Here is a 23,385-nt window from a genome sequence, read left to right on the forward strand (position 1 = left end):
CCACTTCCTTACTAGAACACGTTCATGTTGTGTTTGATGATACCGAAAGTCTTGCTTATTTAAATTAAGCTAGAAATGCGTTACTTCAATTCTTACATAAAACGAAGGCTCAAAGACACTAAGTATAGCGGTACTTGTAGATAGAAATCATAAAAAATACCCCGTAAAAGCGGATTTCAAAGGGATTTCGCTTTCCACTTCCTTACTAGAACACGTTCATGTTGTGTTTGATGATACCGAAAGTCTTGCTTATTTAAATTAAGCTAGAAATGCGTTACTTCAATTCTTATATAAAACGAAGGCTCAAAGACACTAAGTATAGTAGTGCCTTTGAGCCTTTAATAGTTATTCAATCAAAATAACCATTAAATTTCCTTTATTTTAAAATTGCCACTATATCTGCTACAATTTGATCAATTGAATGATCTACCACTACAGTATGTTGCGCTTGGTTGTAAAAATAACTACGTTCAAAAAGGTGTATTGCAATAAACTCTTTCATTTCTTCATCCGTTTTATCAGCGATTAGAGGTCGTTGGGCTTTCCCTACCTTCAATCTATCAAATAAGGTGTCTATTGATGCTTTTAAGTAAATAGAGGTTCTACCCTCTCCTACTAACAATTCGTGATTATTTGCATAACACGGAGTACCTCCACCCAAACCTATAATGCAATCTTGATCGTTCTCTAATAATTCCACGAAGTATTGATGCTCTAATTTCCTAAAATAGATCTCTCCTTTAGTCTCAAATATATTTTTGATGGTCATTTTAACTTTTTTCTCTATGTATTGATCCAAATCTACATAAGGTACCTGTTGTATTTTGGATAACGATTTGGCAATTGTTGACTTCCCTGAGCCCATATAACCCAATAAGATTATTTTATTCATATTTTAAAGCATTGCAAATTAAGTATTTAAAAAAAACATTAAAAAAAAGACAAATTTAAAACATTTTTTCTTGGAAAACTCTAAATAAAGTCCTTATATTTGCACCCGCAACAAGGAAAGAATATGACTCGATAGCTCAGTTGGTAGAGCACATCACTTTTAATGATGGGGTCCTGGGTTCGAGCCCCAGTCGGGTCACATACAGTGATTCAAAATAATTTTCTTTCCTTTAGCATTGACTCGATAGCTCAGTTGGTAGAGCACATCACTTTTAATGATGGGGTCCTGGGTTCGAGCCCCAGTCGGGTCACAAAAGGTTGTTCGTAATCGAATAACCTTTTTCTTTTAGGCCACGTGGAGAAACGGTAGACTTGCCAGCTTGAGGGGCTGGTGCTCGCAAGGGCGTGTGGGTTCAAATCCCACCGTGGTCACTTTTACAGCCTGCTTACAGGAACGACAATGTCGATACTAGAATGATTACTTTAGTACACCTTCAAATGGTATTAAAGATTTTATAATAATGACTCGATAGCTCAGTTGGTAGAGCACATCACTTTTAATGATGGGGTCCTGGGTTCGAGCCCCAGTCGGGTCACAAAAGGTTGTTCGTTTTTTCGAGCAACCTTTTTTTATTTTAGACCAGATTATAATATTTTAAAACGCAATAATAACAAACAACACTCAATTTTCGCTAAAATAAGTAACAACTCTTGCATAGCCTCAAACTTAGCTTTATTTTAAGACCATCCAATTGTTTCATTTCTCCTAAAATTATATTTTTGCAAAAGCAATCGCATTAATACACCAAAATGGATCAAGACAAATTTATATTCTGTCTCGAAGCAGTTGAAGACGTCGAAATAGAAAATACTACCCAAACATTAGAAAACCTTGAGAAATTAGCCTTTCATCAAGGTATTACCAGCATACACAAAACTTGTGATACTATAGAAGGGCTTGAAGAAAGTCTGCAAGCACTACTCTATGATGATCACCATTTCAAAGACTATGAGATTATTTATTTGGTCATGCCAGGCGAAGCAAATAGTATCTGCCTCAACAATTACTACTATAGCTTTGAAGAAATAGCCGAACTGTTCGAAGGAAAATTAAAGGGTAAGATTCTACATTTTGCCAACACCAAATTGGTAGACTTAACGTTAGACGAAGCACAATACTTTTTGGACGTTACAGGCGCAAGCGCCGTATCTGGATACGGGACTATAAACAGGCAATTCCCTAGTCAAATTCTGGATAACGCCTTTTTTAATCTCTGCCAAGAGGATGACGACTTCATTACCATTGTCGAAGAATTGCACGAGAAACATTATGCCTTATGCAAACTTCTGGACTTCCGACTGTACTACTAAATCCCAGAATGGAGTTGTTTCCCGATCAAAACTAAAAGTTCCTAAACAAACCACTACCTCGCAGTGACACTTCTCAAAGTCATTAAAAAAATCAACCTCACCAATGCTTTAGTCCGTACGTCCTTCAACTGAATAACATACTTATAACAAACACAAGTTTAAAACACACAAAGAATACCTTTTAACTTCTCTAAGCGAAACAAAAAACGATATTAAACTACCTACAACTTCTATCCCCCTATCACCCCCTTAAAACTCTCCTTTATATCAAAAAAAAAGCCCCAAGAACAAACTGTCCTTGAGGCTTATATACTATTTTAATATTTTAATTACTGTTTCACACATCTAAAACCTAAGTGATTTGCACCCGATTTAATCTCTCCATTTCCTCTAGTACCCACCATATAACGGCTGCAATATTCACTAGTACATAAAAAAGAACCTCCTCTATGCACACGTTTTAATTCATTATTTCCAGAGGTATCATAAGGAGCCGTTTCTGGTCCTTGCGGATTACGTACCACTTTCCCGTCTTTACTTATCTCGGCGTAATACGTTTCACTGTACCAATCTTGAACCCATTCCCAAACATTACCACCCACATCATACAATCCGTAACCATTTGGTTTGTATTGTTTCACTGGCGCAATTCCTGCAAATCCATCTTCACCAGAATCTCCTTTTTCAACAGGAAAAGTTCCTTCATAGATATTAGCTTGGAACTTACCATCCACTTTTAAGGTATTTCCCCATGCATATAACTCCCCCTCTTTTCCACCACGAGCAGCAAACTCCCATTCAGCTTCAGTAGCCAAACGTTTCCCTGCCCATTTTGCATATGCTACGGCATCTTCATAAGCGATATGAACAACAGGATAATTCCCTTTGTCTTTCAAATCACTTGATGGTCCCAGCGGATGTTTCCAATCTGTACCACCTACAAAGTCCCACCATTGCAAGAAGTTATTCAAATCAACTTTGGCTGCTGTAGGCTTAAAGATTGCCGAACCCGCAATTAAATATTCTTCAGGAACATTAGGCAAATCAGCTGTTGTTGGCTTAATCTCTGCTACCGTTTTATATCCTGTAGCCTTTACAAATGCAGCATATTGATCATTTGTAACCTCTGCTTCATCCATCCAAAATCCATCCACATACACACGGTGTATTGGCGAGGCATCTTTGGTAATTCCTTTTACACTACACAAACTCTCATCAGAGATATCACTCCCCATCGAGAACTCACCACCTGGAATCCACACCATTCCCGCAGGCGCAGCCATGTTGGGTTTATTATTTTTATTTTCAACTGTCGGCAAATACAAAGCACTTCTTTCTACTGAGTGATCATCTTGACAATCTTGTGCAATAGCATTAGCCTTTTTATTGGCTACAGCAGTATATCCTGCATAGGAGATACCCAAAACACATAAAGTTGCGAGTACAATCAGTCCTGTTTTTTTTTGTTGGTGGTTCACGAGATACTATTTTTTTTTGGTTGATAACTATTCTAAATATTCAGAACAAACAAAGTTCCAAATTTATAATCTAATACCCTATATTTTAGGCCTATTTTTAACATTTTTAACGCAAAATCATAGATTAAAGACCATAGTAAGAGGTACCCTTTGGGCGTGACCCGCCAAAAAAACGGGTCGGGCTATACATTTCAAGTCCTCAACAAGTTCCGCTATCGCTACACTTGTTTGTGGGCTTTCCATTTCTATCCCTCACGCAAACCCAGCTAGACTCACAATACAAGCGTTTCAATTCTAATATTTCTCAATTGTTAAAAAATAACACTATTTAAATCTTACTTTAGTTAGACCATAAAAAAGCGTAAAGGTTTAAAACTCAAAAAAAAGACAAGCATTACCATTTTCGATAAAAAACAAAACACAACTATTTACATCATTTCCTACAGAATGACAAATACATTTTCAACATGCCTACAATTTACCATTTCAATAACAATTTCGCATAAATCAAACTGAAACAAAAGAATTGTTTTGATTTTCAACGACTCTTCACTATCTTTCGTGTTCAAATAATACAAACCTTAAACATTGAACCAATGTTAGAAGAACAACATGATAACCTGCAAGATGCAGATGGAAAATTAAATAGCGATTTAAATGAATCATTGCCTACTTCAAACGAAGTGGAAGCGTATCCCGCTACAGCTGAGAACGTGAATCAAAATGCATTGAATGCAATTGACGAATCGAATGCAGAAGAAGGTGAAGACGAAACGTTAAGAGACCGTCATGAAATTCCGTTATTAGATTATGACACATTATCAATGGAAGCTCTTGTAGAGGAACTACAAAAACTAGTCGCTACAGACAAAGTAATGTCCATCAAGGAACATATCGACGAAATTAAAAAAGCATTTTTAGCGAAATACTACCATTTTATCGAAGAAAAAAAAGAAGAATTTCACAATGAAAATCCAGACACAACCGAAGATTTTCAATATCATCTGCCGCTAAAGTCAACTTTTGACCATCATTATACAGCATACAAAAACAAAAAGAATACACACTTCAAGAGTTTAGAAACCAATCTAAAATCTAATCTTGAAAATAGACTCGCTATCGTTGAGGAGCTAAAAGAGCTTATCAATCCACAAGAAAACATCAAAGATACCTTAAAACATTTTAATGAATTAAGAGAACGTTGGAAATCAGCTGGTCCGATCCCAAAAGATAAATACAATCACGTTTGGAATAACTATCATTTTCATGTGGAAAACTTCTACGACATCCTGCATTTGGATAGAGAAGCACGAGATGTAGATTTCAAACATAATTTGGAACAAAAACATAAAATTATTGAGCGTGTTGCTATTCTAGCTGAAGAAGCAGATATCAACAAAGCTTTTAGAGAATTACAAGACTTACACCGCATCTGGAAAGAAGATATTGGTCCTGTATCTAGAGAGCACCGTGATACCATTTGGAATCAATTTAGCGATTATACCAAACAGATTCACGACAAACGAGAACAACTTTTTGAAAAACAAAGAGGAAACGAAGTCGAAAACCTCAGCAATAAAAAATTAATTATTGCCGAAATTGAAGAACTAGGAACTGTAAAAGTAAGCACTCACTCTTTATGGTTATTACAAATTGAAAAAGTAGAAGCCTTGCGCACTGCATTTTTTAACGCCGGAAAAGTTCCAGCAGATGTTAATGAAGAAACATGGGCCGCTTTCAAAACTGCTGTAAGAAACTTTAACTCCTTCAAAAATTCGTTCTACAAAGACATTAAAAAAGATCAAAACGATAATCTTGCCAAGAAAAATGCTTTGGTTGCCAAAGCAGTAGAATTACAAAATAGTACCGACTTTGCAGTAACCACACCTATCATGAAGAAAATTCAAGAGGAATGGAAACAAGTAGGTCACGTACCAAGAAAATATTCGGACAAAATCTGGAAAGAATTTAAAGCAGCTTGTAATCACTATTTTAATCAATTAAAAGAGCACAAAAGCGAAGAAAATGCAGAAGAAATTGAAGCTTTTGATAAAAAGAAAACGTATTTGGAATCGCTAAGAGAATTTCAATTGGTTGGAGAACACAAAGCCGATTTGGAAGCTATTAAAGCGCATATCGAAACTTGGAAGAGTTTTGGACGTGTCCCTCAACAAAGAAGACATATCGAAGGTAAATTCAACAAAATACTTGATGCTCTTTTTGATAAATTGAGCTTAAGTAAAAAAGAAGGAGATATGATGCGCTTTGCAAATCGTCTAGACAATTTATCCGAAAATAACGACACCCGAAAAATTGAAAACGAAAAGATTTTTATCATCCGTAAAATTGACGAAGTGCAAAATGAAATTTTTCAATTAGAAAATAACATTCAGTTTTTTACCAATACCAAAAATGCCAAAAAAGAGAATTCTATTGTGCTTGAAGTTCGCAAAAACATCGCTATACACAAAGAGACACTCGACACCTGGAAAGAAAAACTAGAACAATTACGTAATCTAAATCAGGAATAGAGAGGTTAGAAGTTAGAGGTTAATTTCAAAAATTAAATAGTAATTTTTGAAATTAACCTCTTTTATTTTATGCCTTTTAACTTTTTCAATTGACATTTTATTTTTGATTTTTCCTCTTTTTTTGAACATGACAATTATCATTTTTAAACCAGCAGTACTATACTACTTTTGATTATTGCTAAATGAGTTGAAAATGAAAAAATCGCTTTTACAAAAATATAATGTTCCTGGACCAAGATATACGAGCTATCCAACCGTACCCTATTGGGACGAAGCAAGCTTTACTACAGAGGATTGGATTAATACCTTTCAAAAATCATTTCTAGAAAGCAATACAAATGAGGGAATTAGTTTGTACATCCACCTTCCCTTTTGCGAAAGTTTGTGTACCTTTTGTGGTTGCAACAAGAGAATCACCAAAAACCACCAACTCGAAAGTCCGTATATTCTAGCAGTTTTAAAAGAGTGGAAAATGTATTGTGCTTTACTTTCTGAAAGACCAATTATCAAAGAAATCCATTTGGGCGGAGGAACACCAACTTTTTTTTCAATAGAAAATTTAGAACTACTCATCAACGAAATTTTCAAAACTGCTGATAAAGCAGCTCAACATGAATTTAGTTTCGAAGGTCACCCTAACAACACCAGTCGTAAGCATTTGCAAAAATTGTATGATTTAGGTTTTAGACGTGTCAGTTTTGGAGTTCAAGATTACTCAGAAAAAGTACAAAAAGCCATCCATCGCCACCAGCCTTTTCATAATGTAGCAAAAGTAACATTATGGGCTAGAGAGATTGGTTATACTTCTATAGGTCATGATCTCATTTTTGGACTACCGTTTCAAACTATCGAAAATGTAGTGGATACTATCGAAAAAACCAAATCATTACAACCTGACCGTTTGGCATTTTATAGTTACGCTCATGTTCCTTGGATCAAAGGAAATGGACAACGCGGCTTCAAGAATGAAGATCTCCCCAAAGATGAGGAAAAACGAAAACTGTATGAAATTGGGAAAACTTTACTAGCCAAAAATGGTTATCATGAAATAGGAATGGATCACTTTTCACTAAAAGAGGATAGTTTATACCACTCCTTTATCAATGGTAATTTACATCGGAATTTCATGGGGTACAGCTCGTCAAAAACACAATTGATGATAGGATTAGGAGTCTCGTCTATCAGTGATAGCTGGTATAGTTTTGCCCAAAATGTAAAAACAATCGAAGAGTATTATCAAAAACTTGAGCAGCATGAACTTCCTGTTTACAGAGGTCACCTTTTATCCACCGAAGACCTGCTGGTTCGAAAGCATATTTTGAATTTGATGTGTCAATTTACAACTTCATGGACATCAGAATCAGACTATTTTGATTCCATTCCAGAAATACTGTCACAACTTGCAGAAATGGAAAAAGATGAATTAATAACCATTCACAAAACTCATCTAAATGTCACCGAAAAAGGAATGCCTTATGTACGAAACCTTTGCATGGCCTTTGATGTACGCTTAAAGCGAAAAGCACCGCAAACACAGTTGTTTTCGATGACTATTTAAAATACAAAAAAAGGTGAAAGAATTTCTCTTTCACCTTTTTAAAATCAAACTAAAACCAACTAAAAACCAAATAATCAATTCTTATGTTAACGTCTTTTCTATCCCAAAGAATTACTCTTAACATTTCTATAGTAAACAAATATTATTTCTACTTTAGTTCTTATATCCCTTCAAGCTAGACTGCCATCCGCCATTGAACGTAACCATTAATTTCTTTACTAATTTTGGATTTTCCATTGCAATATTTGTAGTTTCTTGTGCATCCTTATCGTGATCATACAACTCAACAAACAACGGTTCTTTATCAGGAAAGCGTCTATCTTTCCATACTACCAAACGATATTGTGCTGTACGCATTGCGTACCCCATTACAAAATCTTCAAAAACTTTACGATCCCATTTGTCCCCCATCTGGTTCTCAATATTAGTTTCGATTTTTTTAATTAAAGGTGCAAAAAACGAATTTCTAAAAGGAGGTGTAAACGGTCTTGCAGCCCACTCCCGCATTGCTGGATTTGGGAATAAACTAAATGCTGCTTCTTGCCATTTTTTTGATGGATTTTTCAACACTGGAACTATACTGTGTCCTTCCAAATGCTCAGGACGTTTAAGGCCTGCTAAATCACTTAAAGTTGGAAAAATATCAACCAATTCTACCAATGCATCTGATTTTTGTCCTTTTACTTTATCGGTTACACCAGGAGCTACCATTATAAAAGGGACACGTGTAGCCAGTTCATAATTGGTTGCTTTTCCCCAATATCCCATTTCTCCAAGGTTAAATCCATGGTCAGACCATAAAACTATAATCGTATTATCATATTCGCCAGAATCTTTCAATGCTTGTATCATTTTACCTACTTGTGCATCTACGTAGCTGATACACGCATAATAACCATGACGCAATCTACGTTGCAACTCAGGTGAGAAAGGATCTGTTTTTGGAACATCTGCCCCTACTCTAACTTCTAATGATTGTGACAATCCCATTGAAGCACCATTTGTTGGTGGGTTTACCTGGGTTGCAATTGGAATTTTATCTTCATCGTATAAATCCCAATATTTTTTTGGAGCGATCCAGTCCAAATGGGGTTTATGAAATCCTAAACCTAAAAACCAAGGTTTACTATCATTTTTAACCAAATCCTTAAGAGTCGCAATAGCGGCGTTGGTATTTTGACCGTCTTCGTATGCATCGTCTGGAACATCTGCACATTCTGTAACTGGACCTTTTGCAAGCCAGTTTTCACGAATCATTTTTTCGCCGTACTTGGCCTCTAGTTCTATTTTATTTTTCAAATACATTAACTGACTTTCTGGCAATGCATATCCTCCAGTAACCTCTTCAGATTCTCCGCTAGCTTTTACACGCACCGGTTTTCTGCTCCATGAGAGCGCATCATCTGTATATTTTCCGTGGAAAACTTTTCCAGTATAAACAGTTTCATAACCATTTTCACGAAAGTGTTGCGGAATGGTTTTGATACTTGGCACATTCAATCTGAAATCTTGAAATAAATCAATTACGTTGATTGTTTCTGGGCGTGCTCCCGTCATTACACTGGCGCGGGAAGGTCCACAAATGGCTTCCTGGCAGTAGGCACGGTTAAATAGTACACCAGATTTTGCCAAAGCATCTATATTTGGTGATAATACTACTGGAGAATCATAACAACCTAAATCGGCACGAAGATCATCTACAGCAATAAAAAGAATATTGGGTTGTTTCTTTTTTTGCGAATGCACCGTTGTAGAGCATACAACAGTAGCCAAAAGAAAGCTAATAAAAATGCTGTTTTTCATTTATTTTAAATTTTTAATTGCTTTTGACCTTTATACAAATATCAAAAAGGAATATCCTTGAACTTACAAAGTAGTAAAAAATTTAGATAGATTTATTGCTTTAAATTACCAATTAATGTTCCTAATTTACCCAATGCCCTAAATTGTAATTTTATTCTTGAGGATAGTTGCAAAAAAGGTAATAAAAATTCCTTGTAGCCCTGATAGAAGCGGTATCCTTTACTTTTTTCTTTAAAAAAGTAAAGATATAGCGGATAGCAGGACGGTATTTACAAATTGTAAGCAATTTTTCTGCTCCTAAAAAACGTTTTAATGGCAATTGGCTTGTGCCTGAACGAATAAACTAATATTGGTTGGAGAAACATAGGGAATACCGAGTCCTAATCCACGTAGAATAAAAAGAACGGCGATGAGGATAGCAACGTAGGGGATAACTTTTTGGATTTTATTTCGAATGGGAAGCGTAAGAAAAGAGTTGATATAGACCACAACGCTCATCATAGGTACTGTGCCTAGGCCAAAAAGCAACATATAAATGACTCCTAAACTGGCCGATTGCATGGCAATGGCACCAAATAAAGCGACATAAACCATACCGCAGGGTAAGAATCCGTTGAGTAACCCTATAGTAAATAATGAGGTGTAACTTTTGTTTTTGAATTGTTGTCCTAATTTGGTTTTTATACCCGAAATAATTCGATATACTGGTTTTGAAAAATTGTATTTCGCTAGTTTTTTCTCAGGAATAAGTACTACCAAAATCATGGATATACCAATAAAAATAGATAATTTTTGCTGAAAACCGGCTATAAAAAGTCCGCGACCTAAGATTCCGAATAGTAAACCTATAGATCCGTAGGCAGTTAAACGCCCTAAATGATAGGTTAGGATTTGAATTGTTTTTTTGGTAGGATTATTTCGGTCTACAGGAAGCATCATCGCAATAGGACCACACATCCCAATGCAATGAAAACTACTAATTAAACCGAATAGAAATGCTGTATATAACATGTTTTAAAAATCAATTTAAAGCTTTGTGTTATTGTAACTAAAAATTCATAACACTTTTTAAAGATATAATGTTTCCTTTGACAAATACAACTTTCCATCGTATTGCCATTCCATAATAATGTCCCAACGACCGTCCACCAATTTTAATTTAGGTATGAGTAAAGTTGGATTAGATTCTGAAAACGAAATAGGAATTTCGAAGTCAAACTTCTTGTTAGACGGTCTGTAGAGGGACACTTTTCCTTTTATTTTTGCTTGCTCAAATTCAGCTGGAAAAGCTACAGTAATTCCTTTTGTAGATTCTGTGAAAGTGGGTTTGTTTTTTAAATCGTGGGCATTTTGGACGCGCTTCATTTCGTCTTGAAAATGAGAATCGTGTTTATAATATTCTTCAACGACTAACTCATTATCATATTTTGAATTTGTTTGTACTTTGATCACAAAGTACAATATAAAACTCATGAATAAGGCAATGGCAATAACGATTGCAGTTCCCCAATTGATTTTAAAACGGGAACGCGAAACATCATTTGTTGTGGTTGTATTATCGTTTTTCATGCGTTTTATATTTAATATTTTTATGTTCTTTTATCGAAAGTTAATCTATCAATCTGCTATTATCCCCCTTCGGGGTTTCTGGATTAATCAAAACTTCTAGGGCTTAAAAAACTAGTTGTAGCTGTTTCTATTTTATGATTACCCTCAAAGACTTCTATTTTCAAGTTGGTTCGGTCTTTTTCGAGTAAATACTGATTGATTTCTATAAATAATGTTCCGCTACTCATACCTTGTTTGGGTACTTTGAATTCCTTTTTCCCTACAATATTTAATTTACCTTTGATTCCTACCAATTCAAAATGAACATCTTTAAAATCATTATTGGTTTTATTTATAATTTTGAAAGTATAAATGTTACTTATATTTTCACCTTTATGTTGAAATAATTGTCCTGGTAATCGTAATATTGTTGCCTCAACATCGTTTCTTAAAAATAATAACCCTACTAAAACTCCGATTAGAATTCCAAGAATAGCAGTGTATCCCTTCATTCTCGCTGTAAATTTAAACGGTGCTTTTTTCTCGATCTCATCTTCAGATGCATAGCGAATCAATCCTTTTGGCAATCCTACACTTTCCATAATAACATCACACTCATCAATACAAGCAGTACAATTGACACATTCTAGTTGTGTTCCGTTTCGAATATCAATTCCGGTAGGACAAACATTCACACATTGTTTGCAATCAATGCAGTCTCCTTTTCCACTTTCTTCTCTATTTTCTTTTTTATTGAATTTGGCTCTACCTTCTTCTTTTTCACCGCGAACAAAATCGTACGCAACGTTAATAGATTTATTGTCTAATAAAACACCTTGTAAACGGCCATAAGGACACGCTATAATACAAACTTGCTCTCTAAACCAAACGAAAATAAAATAAAATACACCTGTAAAAATTGATAATGAAATCAAAGTACTAACGTGCTCCAATGGACCATCCTCAATCATTTGAAACAATTCATCACTACCTATAACATAAGCCAAAAATACATTGGCAATGGCAAAGGAAATAATTAGAAATATAGACCATTTAAGTCCTTTTTTCTTGATTTTTTCAGTATTCCATTCTTGTTTTTGAAGTCGGATTTGTGCTCCTCTGTCGCCTTCAATCCAATATTCGATACGTCTGAAAACCATTTCGAGAAAGATGGTCTGCGGACAGATCCATCCACAAAATATTCGCCCAAAAATAACCGTAAACAAAATCACAAATACCACTCCCACAATCATAAACAAGACAAATATGTAAAAATCTTGTGGCCAAAATGGAAATCCAAAAATATTGAAACGACGTTCCAATATATTAAACAACATGAATTGATTGCCATTAATTTTTATAAAAGGATTGGCTACCAATATTATCAATAGAAAATAGCTCACCCATTTACGGTAATCATAAAACTTACCCGACGGTTTTTTAGGGAAAATATATTTTCTTTTTCCTTGATCATCAATAGTACCGATGGTATCTCTAAACGCTTCGTTGGGTAAGTTTGACATTGTATAAGGTATTTATTTCAATATTATTTTGCTGCGGGTGTAGCGGGTGCATCATCTTCTACCCAAACTTCTCCATCAGGAGCTTTAGGATCTATAGGATTACTACCTTTAAGAGACAGTACATAACTGGCTACTTTTTGAATTTCTTTTGGTTTTAAGGTACCTTTCCAGGCTATCATCCCTTTTCCATCACGACCACCATTGGTAATGGTGTGGAAAAGATTCTTGATTCCGCCACCCAAAATCCAACGATCATCTGTCAAGTTAGGTCCGATTTGCCCTCCTGCATCTGCTCTATGGCAGGCAGCACAGTTGGTAGTGAAAATAGTTTTACCAATCGCTAAATCTGCTGGATCTGTCAACAAAGTCACAGTCTTTTCGTCCATCATATCAGGAGCTGTTTTCATGTATTCTGCAACATCAATTTTGGCTTGAGCCAATTCTTTTTGTAATTCCATTTCTTGATTATCTCCACCCATTATTTGAAAACGAACAAAATATACAGCTGCAAAAACAATACTTGCATAGAATAAATATACCCACCATGGTGGTAAATTATTATCTAATTCTTTGATACCATCATAGTCATGATCCAAAACAATATCCTCCTCATTATCAATTGATTCGGTACGAGTTAATTTTTGCATCATGTTTTTGTACCATTCTCTATCTTTTATAGATAACTGATCTTCTATCGCTAGATTTGTTTTTTCTTCATCAGAAAGCAAATTATAGGTAATATTATTAATAGCACTGATCGTGATCTCGATAGCTATTAAAAGAAACAAAAAGAAAAATAAAAATACAGAGACTATGGGGAATTTTATAAATGCAGGACGGTCACCCGAGTCTATAAAAAATTCCATCGCACCAAAAATCAAAAAGAAAGTTATAAGTACTCTTAGATAGTTAGGAATTATTTTTTTCATCATATTTAATTTTTGAAATTATTTTATTATTTTATCGTCCAGCGGCATTTGACTCAACTCCTCTATCCTTTCTTTTTTATATGAAAACACCCAAAAGGCTAATCCAACAAAGAAGAAAAAGAAAATTAGTAGCGATAAGATGGGGTAAATTGATACCCCATTTATCGTTTCCATATTGTGTTTGATTTGTTCGAACATATTTTTTGTTTTAGTTTCTGAGCTACTGAGTCTCTAAGATTCTAAGTGAATTCGATAAGCTATTACTTAACGACCTAAAATCTTAGCAACTTAGTAACTTCAAAAAAATTATTCTTTAACTTTTATATCGGTACCTAATCTTTGTATGTAAGCAATAAGCGCTACAATCTCTCTTTCATTCATTGGAACAAATTTTTCACCTCTAGCAGCTGCTTTCTTTTTACTTTCATCATAACTTTTCACAAAGTCAGGATCATTTTTCAAGTTCTCTTCAATTTGAAGCGCTTGTGTTCTTAAATCTTTAAGACCATTTGCTACTTCTGCTTTAGAATAAGGTACTCCTAGAGAAACCATTGCTTCCATTTTCTTTTGAGTTAAAGAGATATCCATTGGTTTGTTGTCAAACAACCATTTGTATCCTGGCATAATTGAACCCGCAGATATACTTTGTGGACTCCAAAAATGGTTAAAATGCCAGTTGTCATTATACTTACCACCTACTCTAAGTAAATCTGGTCCTGTACGTTTTGAACCCCATAAAAATGGATGATCATAAACAAATTCACCCGCTTTGGACTGTGGTCCATAACGTTCTACCTCAGAACGGAAAGGTCTTACCATTTGAGAGTGACAACCCACACAACCTTCACGAATATATAAATCTCGTCCTTCTAGTTCTAGTGGAGTATATGGTTTTACACTTGCTATTGTAGGGATATTTGATTTTATCATTAACGTTGGAACGATTTGTATCACACCACCAATTAAAATAGCTAAAGTTGCCAAAATCGTCAATTGAATAGGTTTTCTTTCTAACCAAGGGTGAAATTTTTCTCCTTTAACTCTTCCTTTGCTCATTCTGACCAAAGCAGGAGCTTCGGCCAATTCATCCTCAATAGATTCACCGTGTCTTACAGTTTGGATAATGTTATACACTAATACAAACATTCCAATTAAATATAGTGTTCCTCCAACAGCACGCATCAAATACATCGGCATAATTTGAGTTACTGTTTCCAGGAAGTTACCGTAAGTTAAAGTTCCATCTGGATTAAATTGTTTCCACATTGAAGCTTGCAAAAAACCTGCAACATACATTGGAAGACAGTACAAAATAATTCCTAGCGTTCCGATCCAAAAATGGAAATTTGCTAATTTTAAAGAATATAATTTGCTTTTTGTCATTCTTGGTATCAACCAATAAATCATACCAAAAGTCATGAAACCGTTCCATGCCAATGTACCTACATGAACGTGTGCAATAATCCAGTCGGTAAAATGCGCTATTGCATTCACGTTTTTAAGAGATAACATCGGTCCTTCAAAAGTAGCCATACCATAACCTGTAATCGCTACAACAAAGAATTTCAAAACTGGTTCTGTACGTACCTTATCCCAAGCACCACGCAAGGTTAACAATCCATTAATCATACCTCCCCAAGAAGGAGCCAATAACATGATTGAGAAAGCAACTCCTAGATTCTGAGCCCAGTTTGGCAAAGCAGAATATAATAAATGGTGTGGTCCAGCCCAGATGTATATAAAAATCAAAGACCAAAAGTGAACAATTGATAACCTATAAGAATATACCGGACGATTGGCAGCCTTAGGAACGTAGTAATACATTAATCCTAAAAAGGGAGTAGTCAAGAAAAAGGCTACAGCATTGTGACCATACCACCACTGTACTAAAGCATCTTGTACTCCTGCATATACAGAATAACTCTTCCAAGCTGAAACAGGTAATTCAAGATTATTAAAAATATGCAATACAGCTATCGTTACAAAAGTGGCCAAGTAAAACCAGATTGCAACATATAAATGACGCTCTCTACGTTTAATCATCGTTCCGATCATATTGATTCCCATAACTACCCAAATTATAGTTATTGCAATATCAATAGGCCATTCTAATTCGGCATATTCTTTTGAGCTACTATATCCAAGTGGTAATGTGATCGCAGCTGCTAGAATTATTGCTTGCCATCCCCAGAAATGAAGATTACTTAAAAAATCACTATACATCCTTGCTTTTAGTAAACGTTGCATAGAATAATACATTCCTGCAAAAAAAGCATTTCCTACAAAGGCAAAAATAACGGCATTAGTATGTAAAGGTCTTAACCTACCATAACTTAACCAGGCAATACCATCAGTCAAGTTTGGAAAAAGATAAAAGAAGGCTACCAAAAGCCCTACTGACATTCCAACTACACCAAAAATGATAGTGGCGTAAATGAATTTCTTTACAATTTTGTTATCGTAATAAAATTGTTGCATTTCCATAATTAATTTTGTTTTTCTTCTGTTATTTGTTTTGATTTTGGATTTTCAACTTTCAATTCATCGTCAAAAAGCATTCTGACGGAAGGCGTATAATCATCATCATACTGACCTGTTTTTACTGCCCGTATAAACGCAATAAAAAAGCCTATAGCAATAATTATACTGATGGGGATTAATATATATATGACACTCATACCTTAAATTTGTGTTAACAAAATTATACTTTGTACTTGGGGCAAACCATGACATTTATCATGGTTTGAAAAAAGAAAATCATATTTCCTTTTTTTTTATTTATTTCATTATTTGAAATAGTGTTAAAGCACTATCCTATTGATTTTTTTTGCATAATAATTGCTCATTATCGTTACAAAACTAACAATGGTTATCGTGCTCAATGGCATCAATATAGCGGCTACCAACGGTAATAAATTTCCTGTTACAGCAAATGATAGTCCTACTACATTATAAAGTAATGATAATCCAAAACTCATTTTGATCACCAAAATCGATTTTTGGGATAGTTGTAAAAAGTAATTTAGTTTCTGAAATTCATTAGCTTCAAGTATTCCGTCGCAAGCGGGTGAAAAAACGTTAACGTTCTCAGAAATTGAGATTCCGATATTACTTTGCGCCAGTGCTCCAGCATCATTAAGGCCATCTCCTACCATCATCACGTTTTTACCTGCTTCTTGTAATCGCTTAATGAATTCAAGTTTTTCGTCAGGCTTTTGATTGAATACCAATTCGGTACCTCTTGGCAAAATAGTTTCCAAGGTTGCTCTTTCACCTTCATTATCACCTGAGAGTACTTTCAATTCGTATTTTTTACTTAAATCTTGAAACAAATGCTCTAAGCCATCTCTGTATTGATTTTTGAATTCATAAACTCCAATATATTCACCTTCTATTTTTATGTGAACAGAGGTATTCTTGATGGTGGCATTGGTACCTTCATTAGCCTTAGCGTCACAAAAAGAAGCTGAACCCATTTGAATTTGTACACCATTACAGGTAACCTGAATTCCTTTACCAGTAATTTCGATAAAATCATCTACTATAATCGTTTGTGCTTCAGGTAAAAAGTCATAAAGCATACGGCTCAATGGATGATTGGAAGCTCGCAATCCATTTTTTATTAAAACCAGTTGATTTTTATTTATTTTTTGACCTTTATAAGTAATAGTTGCTTTTTTATTGGTAGTAATAGTACCCGTTTTATCAAAGACAATGGTATCTACAGCTGCTAACTGTTCTATTACCAGAGCATTTTTGAGATAAAATTTTTGTTTCCCTACAATTCTCAATATATTACCCAATGTAAATGGCGCCGTCAAAGCCAATGCACACGGGCAAGCGACAATTAAAACTGCAGTAAATACAGTAAAGGCAATTTTAGTATCAATAAAAATCCAATATACAAATGAGACAAATGCTATAAGTAGTAATAGTGGTGTAAAATATCGGCTTATCGTATCAGTACTACTTTTGTGTTTTTGTTCTACCGTTTTCTGGAATATATCGTTACTCCACAATTGAGTCAAATAACTTTGAGAAACCGAATGTAAAACTTGCATTTCGATCACTTTTCCCATTTGTTTTCCACCTGCAAATATTTTATCACCCGATTTTTTGGTAACAGGAATGGCTTCACCGGTTACAAAACTATAATCGATAGAGGCACTTTCACTCATCAAAATTCCGTCGACAGGAATTAATTCTTGATTTCGTATTAACAAGCGATCTCCTTTTATTATTTCGTATACAGGAATATTTTCTTCTTTATTTACTTCTCCTATACGAGTAATAGCAATTGGAAAGTACGATTTGAAATCCCGTTCAAAACTTAGAAAATTATAGGTCTTCATTTGGAAAGATTTCCCTAGAAGCATAAAAAATATTAATCCTGTCAAACTATCAAAAAAACCAGCCCCATAATCAAAAGTTATATCTACAACGCTACGTACAAACATGACAATAATTCCCAAAGCGATAGGTACGTCAATGTTTAATAATCCAGATTTGATACTTTTGTACGCAGAAACATAATAGCCACTGGCAGAATACAAGAAGGCCGGCAGAGACAAAACAAATATCAAACCTCTAAAAAAAGGTTTATAGGTATCCAGCCAGAATTCACCCACTTCAAAATATTCTGGAAAAGAAAGTAACATTATATTTCCAAAGCAGAAAAAAGCTACTCCCAATTTATAAGTTAGAGAACGGTCAACATTTTGCGTACCAGTCTCGTAGTTTTCTAAACTAATATAAGGTTCGTAACCAATTCTACTTAATAAAAGTACAATAGATTTAAAGCTTACTTCATTCTTATCATAGACAATACGTACTTTTTTTTGATTGAAATTAACCTGCGAACTAGTAATTCCCTTTTCTAATTTTTGTAAGTTTTCTAAAATCCAAATACACGAACTACAATGAATATGCGGAATACTCAATGACACAATTGCCGTTTGGTCTTCTTCAAATTCTAATAGTTTAGAAACTATTTGGTCATTATCCAAAAAGTCATATTTACCTTGAATGTCTAAAGGGGTTGCTCCAGGGGAATTTTCAAAATCATAATAGCAAGTCATATCATTAATTGCAAAAATTTCGTACACCGTTTTACAACCGTTGCAACAAAAACTTTTGTCCTCAAAAACAATCTCTTCTGCTTCTATAATCTCTAATCCACAATGGAAACAATTTAATGTATCCATAATTTTACTCATTTACCTTTGGCAAAGTTCTTGAATGAATATTCTCTAAAGTATGATATTTGTCATATAAATTGTTAATTTTGGATAATCTTCAAAAATTAGACTAAAATGGGCAAATGTGAACAATGTATCGTTAGAGAATTTAGTTCCCTCAAAGCTCTTAACAAAACTGAATTGTTAAAAGTTGCAGAATGTAAAACATCTTTCACCATCAAAAAAGGAGATCCTCTTTTTGCAGAAGGTGAAACCGTGAATGGAATTTACTGTATCAAAGAGGGGGTTTGCAAATTATCTAAATTAAGTGCAAACGGTAAAGATCAAATTGTAAAACTCATGAAACCAGGTGAACTAATAGGGCAACGTTCAATGATAAGTGATGAGCCAGCCAATTTAAGTGCAGTAGCATTAGAAGACATGCAAGTTTGTTTTATTCCAAAAACAGAAATCCTTGGTTTTTTTGACAACAACAATCAGTTCTCTATGAACATGATGAAATCAATCTGTGGCGATTTGAAAGAATCTGATGACCACATGGTATCATTGGCTCAAAAAAATGTAAAATCGAGACTAGCAGAAACCTTATTAGAATTGGAAACCAATTTTGGTAAAAACCCAGATGGTTCTTTACACATTCAATTGACTAGAGAAGAACTTTCGGGCATGATAGGAACTGCGACTGAAAGTTGCATACGTTTGCTATCTGAATTCAAAAAACTAGGCTATATCGAACTAGATGGCAAAAGAATTATCATTAAGGATTATATCAACCTAAAAAAAATGGCTGAATAATCCATCACAGAATATTCAACCATTTATTTTTTTTTGATTATTTATCAAAATCACAATAACGTGATTTCAAGTCCATTTGACTACAAATGCAGCAGCTTTTAGAAAAAAATGCATCTCGTATTTATAGCTTCATTAACAGTTTCTTACTACTTTTTTCTTGTAATTCTATTCAAAAAAAGTAATCCAACTGAAGGCATTAGCAAATTGATAATCACTTTAAACCTTAATTTTTTATTATTATAAAATTAGGCTACCGCCAATTCCGGAATCATGATCCTCTCTACTTCTGCAGTATAAAATGCTAATTGTACTTTTGTTCGTTCATTATTTTCAGGCAACACGCTAGCATTCTTAAACAAATCTTGATAATACTGGATTCCGCTAAGCATATTTTGTTTAAAAGCTTTCCATTTTTTAATTTGTCCCGCAGATAATGTTTCCGAAAAATCAGCAATTTCTTTTCGCAAATAATCCACATACATTTTTATTTCATTTACAAATAAGTTAGGGCGAGTTGGAACATTCAAAACAGACATATTACCATAAATATGTTGTACCATATCCAACAAAGAAACCTCATGATCAAAATATGCCAAATTAGGACCAGGACATACAATAACGCCTTGTTTTTGTCCTTTGATAGCAATTTCATTTTCGAGATATGAGGCATTTGCAAGTCCTACACACAAACACGATTTATCAGTAATTATATTTTTTCGTTTAGCAAAAACTTCTGCTGATAATGTTTCTTTTTGCATTTCTAATTCTTCTAATTTTAAATCTTGGTATTTCTTGGATGCAGAACACATTCCTTTAGCACCATATTCTTTACTCAATGCCAAGAACTTTTTAGGACAGGAACTTCCTGCTACTTCATCATTGATGCGTTTTTGTTTAAAAAACTCATTGGTGGTTCCCTTAACAGCGTTAAACGGAATCCCTAATGGTGAAATATTACTCAAGTAAAAATCATCTTCTTTGGCCTTTGCCAATAATTGTCGTGTTTCAGGATCTACAGACGTAGCCTCTGGAACCAACAAAAAAGGAGAACCCCATCCTATTGAATCCAAATGATAGTGCTCCATTAAAAAATCCTGTTCTTGCGCCGTTCCAACACCACCTTGAGCAGTAATTAATAGTTCTAATGGCTGTTCTGGAATATGCTTTCCTTTGATAGATAAGGCTTTCACCATCAAATCATAAGCTGACTGAATTAATTGCGATTTCTTTTCTTTAAATTCTTCCAAGATTGGACCTAGTAGCAATCCTTCGGTAGCAAAAGCATGTCCGCCACAATTCAGCCCAGATTCTATGCGGTATTCAGATACCCAAAGCCCTTTTTTGGCTAGGAAATTTCCTTGAATCATTGCGGATCTAAAATCACTTACTTTCAGGACAATTTTCTTTTCTAACTGGTCTTTATCATTCGGAAAAAAGCAATCGAAGTTTTCAAAATAGCTATATAATCTCGGATTCATACCTGCAGATAAAATCACCGATGATGTCAAGTTACTGTTTGCAAAACCCCGTAACGAAGCGTGAGCATCATTAAATTCAACTGGTAGTTGTACGTCTTTATCAAAATTATCTTTGTCTACTTTGGTCATGATATTAACATCAATCGCTCCAGGAGTCAAATGATTTTCAAGGTAATTTAAAATGGCATCCTTTCCTTCTTCCATCAGGTTTTGAAGTCCTACCTTCAAGTCGGATGTTTGAGGTAACATAGACAAGTAATTATTCAAAGCTTGTTTACTTTCTGCCAATTCCTGTTTAAAATCACTGAATTTTTGTTTTACAATCTTGTCCATTACATTCAAATAGGCCGTCACTCTTTCGGCACGATAATCGTGCATTTTTTGAGTAATTTCTTGATATTTAAAGTTGAATTTTTGACTATAGAAACGGTTCATTTTTTCGATTAAATCGTCATCTACAATCGAAACTACAGACGATATCCCATAATGCGCCACGCGAATCGGACTGTCAATAGTATAACCCAAACCCATAACTGGGATGTGAAAACTGTGAGGTGAATTAGTATTTATCATTCGTTTTATATTTATTTCATTCGTTAAAGCGGAACAAATTTCGATAAACAACTCCATTAAAAACATGATAAATGTCAGGCACGAATTTGTAGGTAATACATTTTAGGAGCAGAATGATTTTATTTTCAAAACAGCATCCCTCCTACATTCAGCTATATCTCTACGTCTCAGAGCGTATTATTATCCACCACAAGATTAAGTAGGGACTACGAAGATACCGCCTCAATTAGGGCTAGTTAGAATATTTTTATGATCAAAAGAATATTCTCTAAAAGCTATTTTCAATGTACATTACGTAAGTGAAAACTCAAAATAGGCCGGAAACCTTTATTTTGTAATTATACTTTTTTATACAATATAGTACCTGTATTTATTTAACTTTTTTGATTCCTTTTGATAGACTTTTTTGTACAATTGCTTTTGTACCATATTATCTACTAGATACAATTACCACCACAGCTTTTCTTATACTTCATCCCTATCTTATATTTGTTCGTAGGAAACCATTTTATCGGTTTGGTTATTATTAAGAACTAAAGAATTAATAGCTTTAAAAATATTTCTTTCGTTTTTAGAATTTGCATTGAGTAATATTATATCTTGTACTTCCCTTATTTTCCACATATCCAAAATAAGCTAGCTACTACATGGTAAAATCAATCTCAGAAAGATTTAGGAACTAAATTCTTCAAAAAGTAAAAATAGAAATCAATTTTATTGCAAACTAACTTGAACGCTTTGACATATGATATCAAATTGTTTATGTAGCAGTTACCAAAATATTTTGATACACAATCCTATCAATTTGTAAAATCTGAGAGCCTTATACTCATTTTAGGTTTTTTTCACACTTCATTATATCCCGACAAATGGATTAAAAGACAATAAATTTCGAATTAAAAAACTCTTTTATTCTTTTACAATTAATCTAAACAGATTGTGAAGTCTTTTTAAGTTCACAGCAGTAACCTTTATAAATAGTCTTCTTGTCAGTTCGAGCGTAGCCGAGAACCATAGATTGCATCTCTACTCCCCTCAAACTATCAAAATTATATTGTCATTTGACATCACTCCCTTTTCATGTCAATATGCGGAATCCCATCTTCCAAATACATCTCGCTTGATTGTACAAAACCGTGGCTTTCATAAAATTTCTTTAGATAGAGTTGCGCTCCAATCGTTATATTCGTTTCACCATAATGCTCCTTAATTCCTAAAATTGATTCACGCATTAAGTCATGCCCCCATTTTTTGTCTCGATATTGCGTTCCAACCACTACACGACCGATTGATGCATTATCGAATGATATTCCAGGTTTGAATAGTCTTGAACAAGCTACTATTTTTCCATCGTAAGTACCTATTAAATGTAGTCCTAGTTTGTCTTTACCATCAATGTCTAAATAAACACAGTTTTGCTCCACTACAAATACTTCAGAACGTAGTTGGAGCATGTCATAGAGTTCGTTTACTGTTAATGCTTCAAAGGGTTTTATTTTCCAAACTATGTTCATGCTGTTTTTACTTTGTCTTTAAATTATTCTTTTAATCATTGTTCCAAAAATAGCTTTTTTTTAGTAGATACTATCAAAAAAAAGTCTTCGATAGGCTCAAACGGACATCGTAGTTCTATTTATGATTCTTCAATACTATCAACTTACTGTGATGCTGAAAAAAGTCTTCGACAAGCTCAGACTGACAGCGTGAAG

17 protein-coding genes, 4 tRNA genes and 1 pseudogene are annotated in these 23,385 nt (G+C 34.3%); 9 read left to right on the forward strand and 13 right to left on the reverse strand.

Translation table 11 applies throughout. The features are described from left to right. Positions 1-112 precede the first annotated feature (112 nt). A pseudogene (locus M2326_RS09035) lies at positions 113-262 on the forward strand (phosphoribosyltransferase); the annotation flags it as partial. A gap of 114 nt (positions 263-376) precedes the next feature. Here the strand turns inward: M2326_RS09035 and M2326_RS09040 are convergent. Then, a complete protein-coding gene (locus tag M2326_RS09040) occupies positions 377-892 on the reverse strand; it encodes a shikimate kinase (RefSeq protein WP_264619241.1) in 516 nt (171 codons plus the stop codon). Between the two features lie 125 nt (positions 893-1,017). Between M2326_RS09040 and M2326_RS09045 the strand changes: the two genes are divergently transcribed. The 5 genes from M2326_RS09045 to M2326_RS09065 all read left to right on the forward strand — a co-directional run bounded on the left by M2326_RS09045 (position 1,018) and on the right by M2326_RS09065 (position 2,262). Continuing rightward, positions 1,018-1,090 (forward strand) — tRNA-Lys (locus M2326_RS09045). A 39-nt stretch (positions 1,091-1,129) separates the two neighbouring features. After that, positions 1,130-1,202, forward strand: a tRNA-Lys gene (locus M2326_RS09050). A 38-nt stretch (positions 1,203-1,240) separates the two neighbouring features. Next, positions 1,241-1,323, forward strand: a tRNA-Leu gene (locus tag M2326_RS09055). A gap of 91 nt (positions 1,324-1,414) precedes the next feature. Continuing rightward, a tRNA-Lys gene (locus tag M2326_RS09060) sits at positions 1,415-1,487 on the forward strand. Between the two features lie 214 nt (positions 1,488-1,701). Next, positions 1,702-2,262, forward strand: coding sequence for a DUF6642 family protein (locus tag M2326_RS09065; protein ID WP_264619242.1), 561 nt, complete (start codon positions 1,702-1,704; stop codon positions 2,260-2,262). Between the two features lie 329 nt (positions 2,263-2,591). Here M2326_RS09065 and M2326_RS09070 read toward each other — a convergent pair whose 3' ends face one another. Beyond that, positions 2,592-3,740: a formylglycine-generating enzyme family protein gene (locus M2326_RS09070; RefSeq protein ID WP_264619243.1), complete on the reverse strand. Its 1,149-nt coding sequence runs from the start codon at positions 3,738-3,740 to the stop codon at positions 2,592-2,594. A gap of 596 nt (positions 3,741-4,336) precedes the next feature. Here M2326_RS09070 and M2326_RS09075 point away from each other — a divergent pair. Both M2326_RS09075 and hemN read left to right on the forward strand, forming a co-directional pair. Then, entirely contained in the window at positions 4,337-6,271 is a 1,935-nt protein-coding gene (locus tag M2326_RS09075) for a DUF349 domain-containing protein (protein ID WP_264619244.1), read from the forward strand. 193 nt (positions 6,272-6,464) lie between these two features. Beyond that, entirely contained in the window at positions 6,465-7,829 is a 1,365-nt protein-coding gene (gene hemN, locus M2326_RS09080; RefSeq protein WP_264619245.1) for an oxygen-independent coproporphyrinogen III oxidase, read from the forward strand. A 153-nt stretch (positions 7,830-7,982) separates the two neighbouring features. Here the strand turns inward: hemN and M2326_RS09085 are convergent, their stop codons facing one another. The 9 genes from M2326_RS09085 to M2326_RS09125 form a co-directional block, all read right to left on the reverse strand. After that, the gene (locus tag M2326_RS09085) at positions 7,983-9,632 is read right to left on the reverse strand and encodes a sulfatase (protein WP_264619246.1); all 1,650 of its coding nucleotides are present in this window, start codon (positions 9,630-9,632) and stop codon (positions 7,983-7,985) included. A 309-nt stretch (positions 9,633-9,941) separates the two neighbouring features. Further along, positions 9,942-10,643, reverse strand: a complete 702-nt coding sequence (locus M2326_RS09090) for a sulfite exporter TauE/SafE family protein (protein WP_264619247.1) — start codon at positions 10,641-10,643, stop codon at positions 9,942-9,944. A 57-nt stretch (positions 10,644-10,700) separates the two neighbouring features. Further along, positions 10,701-11,201 (reverse strand): FixH family protein, encoded by a 501-nt coding sequence (locus M2326_RS09095; protein ID WP_264619248.1) that lies wholly within the window; start codon positions 11,199-11,201, stop codon positions 10,701-10,703. Positions 11,202-11,284: 83 nt separating this feature from the next. Continuing rightward, positions 11,285-12,703 (reverse strand): cytochrome c oxidase accessory protein CcoG, encoded by a 1,419-nt coding sequence (gene ccoG, locus M2326_RS09100; protein ID WP_264619249.1) that lies wholly within the window; start codon positions 12,701-12,703, stop codon positions 11,285-11,287. Between the two features lie 23 nt (positions 12,704-12,726). Beyond that, the gene (locus M2326_RS09105) at positions 12,727-13,632 is read right to left on the reverse strand and encodes a cbb3-type cytochrome c oxidase N-terminal domain-containing protein (protein WP_264619283.1); all 906 of its coding nucleotides are present in this window, start codon (positions 13,630-13,632) and stop codon (positions 12,727-12,729) included. Between the two features lie 18 nt (positions 13,633-13,650). Beyond that, entirely contained in the window at positions 13,651-13,830 is a 180-nt protein-coding gene (locus M2326_RS09110) for a CcoQ/FixQ family Cbb3-type cytochrome c oxidase assembly chaperone (protein WP_264619250.1), read from the reverse strand. Positions 13,831-13,938: 108 nt separating this feature from the next. Then, positions 13,939-16,116 (reverse strand): cytochrome-c oxidase, cbb3-type subunit I, encoded by a 2,178-nt coding sequence (gene ccoN, locus M2326_RS09115; protein WP_264619251.1) that lies wholly within the window; start codon positions 16,114-16,116, stop codon positions 13,939-13,941. Positions 16,117-16,118: 2 nt separating this feature from the next. Then, the gene (gene ccoS, locus M2326_RS09120) at positions 16,119-16,310 is read right to left on the reverse strand and encodes a cbb3-type cytochrome oxidase assembly protein CcoS (protein ID WP_264619252.1); all 192 of its coding nucleotides are present in this window, start codon (positions 16,308-16,310) and stop codon (positions 16,119-16,121) included. 123 nt (positions 16,311-16,433) lie between these two features. Then, a complete protein-coding gene (locus M2326_RS09125) occupies positions 16,434-18,836 on the reverse strand; it encodes a heavy metal translocating P-type ATPase (protein ID WP_264619253.1) in 2,403 nt (800 codons plus the stop codon). Between the two features lie 108 nt (positions 18,837-18,944). Between M2326_RS09125 and M2326_RS09130 the strand changes: the two genes are divergently transcribed. Beyond that, complete coding sequence (locus M2326_RS09130; RefSeq protein WP_264619254.1) at positions 18,945-19,625, forward strand: Crp/Fnr family transcriptional regulator; 681 nt, start codon at positions 18,945-18,947, stop codon at positions 19,623-19,625. 245 nt (positions 19,626-19,870) lie between these two features. Here the strand turns inward: M2326_RS09130 and M2326_RS09135 are convergent, their stop codons facing one another. Both M2326_RS09135 and M2326_RS09140 read right to left on the reverse strand, forming a co-directional pair. Next, entirely contained in the window at positions 19,871-21,676 is a 1,806-nt protein-coding gene (locus tag M2326_RS09135) for a hypothetical protein (RefSeq protein WP_264619255.1), read from the reverse strand. A 1,067-nt stretch (positions 21,677-22,743) separates the two neighbouring features. Continuing rightward, positions 22,744-23,190 carry a GNAT family N-acetyltransferase gene (locus M2326_RS09140; protein WP_264619256.1) on the reverse strand — a complete coding sequence of 149 codons (447 nt, stop codon included), beginning with the start codon at positions 23,188-23,190 and terminating at the stop codon, positions 22,744-22,746. Positions 23,191-23,385: the final 195 nt, after the last annotated feature.

It is taken from the genome of Flavobacterium psychraerolatum, assembly GCF_025960985.1.
Classification (GTDB): Bacteria; Bacteroidota; Bacteroidia; order Flavobacteriales; family Flavobacteriaceae; genus Flavobacterium.

What these genes read in the sequence shown, in the direction of transcription:
- M2326_RS09125 (WP_264619253.1), bottom strand. Translation starts at nt 18,836, where the DNA reads ATGGATACATTAAATTGTTTCCATTGTGGATTAGAGATTATAGAAGCA.
- M2326_RS09130 (WP_264619254.1), top strand. Translation starts at nt 18,945, where the DNA reads ATGGGCAAATGTGAACAATGTATCGTTAGAGAATTTAGTTCCCTCAAA.
- ccoG (WP_264619249.1), bottom strand. Translation starts at nt 12,703, where the DNA reads ATGTCAAACTTACCCAACGAAGCGTTTAGAGATACCATCGGTACTATT.
- M2326_RS09085 (WP_264619246.1), bottom strand. Translation starts at nt 9,632, where the DNA reads ATGAAAAACAGCATTTTTATTAGCTTTCTTTTGGCTACTGTTGTATGC.
- hemN (WP_264619245.1), top strand. Translation starts at nt 6,465, where the DNA reads ATGAAAAAATCGCTTTTACAAAAATATAATGTTCCTGGACCAAGATAT.
- ccoN (WP_264619251.1), bottom strand. Translation starts at nt 16,116, where the DNA reads ATGGAAATGCAACAATTTTATTACGATAACAAAATTGTAAAGAAATTC.
- M2326_RS09065 (WP_264619242.1), top strand. Translation starts at nt 1,702, where the DNA reads ATGGATCAAGACAAATTTATATTCTGTCTCGAAGCAGTTGAAGACGTC.
- M2326_RS09135 (WP_264619255.1), bottom strand. Translation starts at nt 21,676, where the DNA reads ATGATAAATACTAATTCACCTCACAGTTTTCACATCCCAGTTATGGGT.
- M2326_RS09140 (WP_264619256.1), bottom strand. Translation starts at nt 23,190, where the DNA reads ATGAACATAGTTTGGAAAATAAAACCCTTTGAAGCATTAACAGTAAAC.
- M2326_RS09040 (WP_264619241.1), bottom strand. Translation starts at nt 892, where the DNA reads ATGAATAAAATAATCTTATTGGGTTATATGGGCTCAGGGAAGTCAACA.
- M2326_RS09090 (WP_264619247.1), bottom strand. Translation starts at nt 10,643, where the DNA reads ATGTTATATACAGCATTTCTATTCGGTTTAATTAGTAGTTTTCATTGC.
- M2326_RS09110 (WP_264619250.1), bottom strand. Translation starts at nt 13,830, where the DNA reads ATGTTCGAACAAATCAAACACAATATGGAAACGATAAATGGGGTATCA.
- ccoS (WP_264619252.1), bottom strand. Translation starts at nt 16,310, where the DNA reads ATGAGTGTCATATATATATTAATCCCCATCAGTATAATTATTGCTATA.
- M2326_RS09095 (WP_264619248.1), bottom strand. Translation starts at nt 11,201, where the DNA reads ATGAAAAACGATAATACAACCACAACAAATGATGTTTCGCGTTCCCGT.
- M2326_RS09105 (WP_264619283.1), bottom strand. Translation starts at nt 13,632, where the DNA reads ATGAAAAAAATAATTCCTAACTATCTAAGAGTACTTATAACTTTCTTT.
- M2326_RS09075 (WP_264619244.1), top strand. Translation starts at nt 4,337, where the DNA reads ATGTTAGAAGAACAACATGATAACCTGCAAGATGCAGATGGAAAATTA.